This is a genomic window from Tropicimonas sp. IMCC6043 (assembly GCF_004146235.1).
Taxonomy (GTDB): Bacteria; Pseudomonadota; Alphaproteobacteria; order Rhodobacterales; family Rhodobacteraceae; genus Tropicimonas.
The window spans coordinates 1-533 of sequence record NZ_SELO01000155.1; the positions used below are offsets into that span (position 1 = coordinate 1).

Consider the following 533-nt stretch of genomic DNA (forward strand, 5'->3'; position numbering starts at 1 on the left):
TCCTCAGTGAGGCCGTGCTGCTCGACGAGGGCCCCCACGGCCTCGGCGCGCTTGCCGTCGCCCATGATGACAGCCCGCGCCAAGTCGAGGGCGGCGTTGTAGCGGTTGGTCTGTTCGGTCATTTGGTCCCTTTCCTTGGATGTTGTCGCGACGCCTTCCAGACGCTGGGGCATCGCTTCGGTCATGGTGTCGATGTCGAGCGTGAAGGAGACGCTGGTCGTTCTGGTCATGGTGTTCCTTTCCGGACGCTATCTGTCCGCCGCTTCGGTTGTGGTTTCCATCTCGACCTCCGGGGCGCGCATCGCCTCCAGCAGGACATCGAGCAGCTTCTCCTCGTCGGCGGTCATCTCCAGATCTGCATCCTCAGGGTCCGCCCCCTGCCAGACTTGGTACCACGAGGCGACCATGTGGGTGCCGTGGTTGAAGTGCGGGAGCTTCTCCATGAAGGCAGAGCCGTTGACGAAGGGCCACTCCAAGGAGGCGTGGTAGTCCGGTCGCCCTTGGCTGCGGCTGTAGGAGAGGTGGTCCGCCCG

At 64.2% G+C, this 533-nt stretch carries 2 protein-coding genes; both read right to left on the bottom strand.

The window, feature by feature from the left end; genetic code table 11:
• On the bottom strand, window positions 1-230 hold a 230-nt coding region (locus EU800_RS26195), incomplete at its 3' end, for a hypothetical protein (RefSeq protein WP_129636372.1).
• Between the two features lie 18 nt (window positions 231-248).
• Window positions 249-533, bottom strand: a 285-nt coding sequence (locus tag EU800_RS27115) for a hypothetical protein (protein WP_165354868.1), incomplete at its 5' end; no start/stop codon positions are given.